The sequence below is a fragment of the Nostoc cf. edaphicum LEGE 07299 genome (genome assembly GCF_015207245.1).
Taxonomy (GTDB): domain Bacteria; phylum Cyanobacteriota; class Cyanobacteriia; order Cyanobacteriales; family Nostocaceae; genus Nostoc; species Nostoc edaphicum_B.
This window is the reverse complement of record NZ_JADEXF010000490.1, coordinates 1-4,269: the sequence shown is the minus strand read 5'-3', so window position 1 is coordinate 4,269 and position 4,269 is coordinate 1. Positions and strand designations below refer to the sequence as shown.

General features: G+C 45.3%; 1 protein-coding gene and 1 pseudogene. Both read left to right on the top strand.

From position 1 onward, the window contains the following. Positions 1-761 precede the first annotated feature (761 nt). Positions 762-2,906: a peptidase domain-containing ABC transporter gene (locus IQ229_RS15405; RefSeq protein WP_194045064.1), complete on the top strand. Its 2,145-nt coding sequence runs from the start codon at positions 762-764 to the stop codon at positions 2,904-2,906. An 808-nt stretch (positions 2,907-3,714) separates the two neighbouring features. Continuing rightward, positions 3,715-4,269: pseudogene (locus IQ229_RS15400) on the top strand (hypothetical protein); the annotation flags it as partial.

Sequence of the window (4,269 nt, the reverse complement as noted above, 5' to 3'; positions counted from 1 at the left end):
GTCTTGTAGGCGGCCGCTTTGCACGTGCTTTTGGTACTTTCAGCGCCAGCGCTACAAGTAGCGAAGGTGCGGCTCAAACCGATGGTGACGCTACAACCACTGCTAGCTTGGACGGCGATGATGCAGAAGCTACATCTGAGGGATTTAGTTCATCGGAAGCCGGAGAAGATTAGTTCTGTTTCGGATACATTAGGTGACTTCTTAATATAAGAAGTTAACTGTAATTCCGAGAACTTAAAAATGAAAGCTTTCAACGATTTCTTTCTTAAAGGGGTTGGCTATTTTGTGGCAACCCCTGTTTTTTCTCTGAAAAAATCTGTTCAAAATGGTTAGTTAAATATAGAATTCGCTGAAGGCTAGCTCAGTTAAAAGTTAAAAAGTCTTCAGCTATTTTTCTCTCTAAACAGAGTTAACACTATTTAGATAGACCATGTTTTTAAGCTCAAAATAAATCTGTCAAAATGGCACCATCGCTCCAGTTTTGTCATTGATATTACTTCCGGCCACTGACTAATACCAATTTTTATGAAGCTGCATAGAATTCGATCCCCCCTAGCCCACGCCAGTCGCTCATGCGGGAAACCCCCAAGACCGCGCTGGCTCCCCTTAATAAGGGGGGAAACGGAAAAGCATCTATCAAAGTCCCCCTTTTTAAGGGGGATTTAGGGGGATCAAGATATGTGCAACTTCACATTAAATTGGTATAAGGTTGCTTGAAGCAACAAGTGATTTTGAAAGGAAAACAAACAGTTTTAGTTCAAATGAAATATCAGGTTGTGCGACAGCATAGTGAAGAAGATTGCGGAGCTGCTTGCCTGGCTGCCATTGCCAAACATTATGACCGTACTTTGACCATCAACCGCATCCGGGAAGCGGTAGGCACTGGGCAACTAGGAACAACATTGCTGGGTCTGCAACAGGGAGCAGAGGCACTAGGTTTCAATGCTCGCACAGTCAGAGCATCAACTGAAATAGTAGACCGGATTAAGGAAGCGCCACTGCCAGCGATCATTCACTGGAAAGGCAACCACTGGGTTGTTTTGTACGGGCAGCGGGGCAGGAAATATGTAATTGCTGATCCAGCCACGGACATCCGTTATCTCTCCAGAAAGGAGTTGATGGAGGGCTGGAAAAATTGGGTGATGCTTCTACTGGAGCCAGACTCGATCCGCTTTTATACTCAAAGCGACGAGCAAGTTAGCGGTTTTGGGCGATTTCTCAAGCGCGTATGGCCTTATCGAGCTATAATCTTTCAGGCTATGCTCGGCGCCCAAGTTATTGGTCTGCTATCTTTAGCTTACCCTTTCCTGATCCAAATCCTGACAGATGAAGTGCTAGTTCGAGGTGATACAAGGCTGCTCAACGCTGTAGCACTCACTGTTGTGATCATGAACCTTATCAGCAGTAGTCTCAGACTCGTTAACTCTAACCTGATTGCCAATTTTGCCCAAAAACTTGAGTTAGGGCTAGTTCTGGAATTTGGACGACAAATCCTGCGATTGCCGCTGACATACTATGAAGCCCGTCGCAGTGGCGAAGTCGTGAGCCGACTGCGAGATATTCAACAGATTAATCAGTTAGTCTCACAATTGGTCGTGAGTTTACCTGCTCAGTTTTTTACTGGGGCGGTTTCTTTTGGTTTCATGCTGTTCTACAGTGGGAAACTGACGCTAGTTGCCATCGTGATCGCTGCTGTGATGACAGTATCCACGGTTGTTTTTCAGCCGACACTTCAGCAAAAAGTTCGTAGTGTATTGGTCTTGGCAGCAGAAAACCAAGGCGTTCTCGTTGAAAGCTTTAAAGGTGCATTAACACTAAAAACCACGACCGCCGCTGCCCAATTCTGGCAAGAATTCCAGAGTCGGTTCGGTCGCCTAGCGAACCAAACATTCCGCACGATTCAAATTGGCATTATCAACAATACCTTCTCTGGATTAGTTTCTGGTATTGGCAGCGTTGCCTTACTCTGGTTTGGCAGCATGTTGGTTATTAGCAAGGAACTGAGTATCGGTCAACTGCTTGCCTTTAACGCTATGAACGCTAATTTTCTAGCCTTCATTGGTACTTTAATCGGACTTGTGGATAGATTTACACGGACTCAAACTGCTATCCAGCGTTTAACAGAAGTTATTGACTCCACACCGGAAAATCAAGGCGATACCCAAAAGCCCTTGGCTACACTTCCTGGCAATGCTGACATCACTTGCACAAATCTAAACTTTCACTACTCTGGCAGAACTGAGTTATTAGAAAATTTTTCTATTACACTCCCTGGCGGTAAAGTGATTGCCCTGATTGGTAAATCAGGCTGTGGTAAAAGTACCCTTGCCAAAGTGATTGCGAGTTTGTATCCAACACAGTCTGGCAATATTCGTATTGGACTATATAACCTGCAAGATTTATCCTTAGATAGCCTCCGGCGACAAATCGTTCTTGTTCCCCAAGAACCCCACTTTTGGAGTCGCTCAATTCTTGAAAACTTTCGCTTAGGTTCTCCGCACGTCACCTTTGAGCAAATTGTCAATGCTTGCCAAATTGCCGAGGCTGACGAGTTTATCAGTAAACTCCCCGACAAATATCAAACCGTCTTAGGTGAATTTGGCTCAAATATTTCTGGCGGGCAACGCCAACGACTGGCGATCGCCAGAGCGATAGTTACTGATCCGCCAATCCTAATTTTGGATGAATCAACGGCTGGACTCGATCCAGTGAGTGAGGCGCAAGTACTAGGTAGGCTCCTATCTCATCGGCAGGACAAAACCACTATTCTGATTAGCCACCGCCCCAGAGTGATTAATCGTGCTGATTGGATTGTGTTACTGGATCAAGGTAGGTTGCAACTCCAAGGCTCTCCAGAGGATCTACGCTCTAAGAGTGGAGATCACTTAGACTTCTTGACCCCTTGAAAACAGCTTGCTCCTAAAAGCGCCAAACGCAGCACTTGGATAGCCGAGCAACATAGACTATAGCGGTTCTTGAATGGAAGCAATACAATTTGACCTCTCTCCAAACCTCTCTCCTTTTAGGAGAGAGGCTTTGAATCTTACTCCCCTTCCCTTATAGGGAAGGGGCAGGGGGTTAGGTCTGTATTGCACTCAACTGATAACCGCTATAGTTGTAGCGAACTGCAAACATAAATCGCTTTGATTCGTGTTTCATCTTGAAAGTAGATTGGTAATCCCGGATTTCTCACAAACAATAAAAAATCAATAGGTTTCTCAAAAGGACTTGCCTAAGTTGCTCAATACACTGGAACTACACCTTAACAGGTATTGATTTCAACTAAACTTTTTTGTTTCTCTGAGGTAATTTTTGCTATGTATTATTACTCATTGCAACTGCGTCGGGAGGGGGGTTAGGTTTTTCCATGACTTAACGAGGGAGTAGGGAGTAGGGAAGAGGGAGTAGGGAAACCTAAGAGAGAGAAACCAGGGGATTTGATATTGACGCCAAGGCGGAGTGGCTCCGGCTTTGCACCTTGTGTGTCCGGCACTGCGTACTTCTCCACACAATTTTTTCTCTTCTTTTCCCCCTAAAAGGGGGAGGCTTCAAACTGTAAGGGAGTAGGGTATTTTCTCTTTTCCTCCCTACTCCCTACTCCCTGCTTCGGTGAAAAGTCAGTATTTATGTAAGGTTTCGGCAGAAGCCAGTATTCGTCCTGCCTCCTGCCTCTCTTGTTAATATTTTGATAGACAGTATGCATTTCTCCTCGCTATGTTACGACTAACTGAAGTAAAGCTCCCGCTTGATCATCCTGAAGATGAGATCAAGACTGCCATCCTCAAAAAGCTGCAAATCACGGACGAAGATTTGATCAGCTATTCCATCTTCAAGCGTAGCTACGATGCCCGTAAGAAAGGAGAGATTACCCTTGTTTATATTCTGGATGTAGAAACGACTCAGGAAACTCATCTACTCAAGCGCCTGAAAAAAGATCCTCATGTAATGGTCACGCCAGACATGAGGTATTGCCCAGTGGCAAAAGCACCGAGCAATTTGGCGATTCGCCCCATCGTGATTGGTACTGGGCCTTGTGGATTGTTTGCGGGTTTGATGCTGGCGCAAATGGGTTTCCGTCCCATCATTTTAGAACGTGGGAAACAAGTCCGCGATCGCACCGTTGATACTTTTGGCTTTTGGAAGAAAAAATCAGACTTCAACCCCGAATCAAATGCCCAGTTTGGCGAAGGTGGGGCGGGTACATTCTCTGATGGTAAACTCTACAGTCAGGTCAAAGATCCTCAGCATTATGGGCGTAAGGTACTAACC

Coding starts and splice junctions, on each gene's coding strand:
- IQ229_RS15405 (WP_194045064.1), top strand. CDS start 762: ATGAAATATCAGGTTGTGCGACAGCATAGTGAAGAAGATTGCGGAGCT.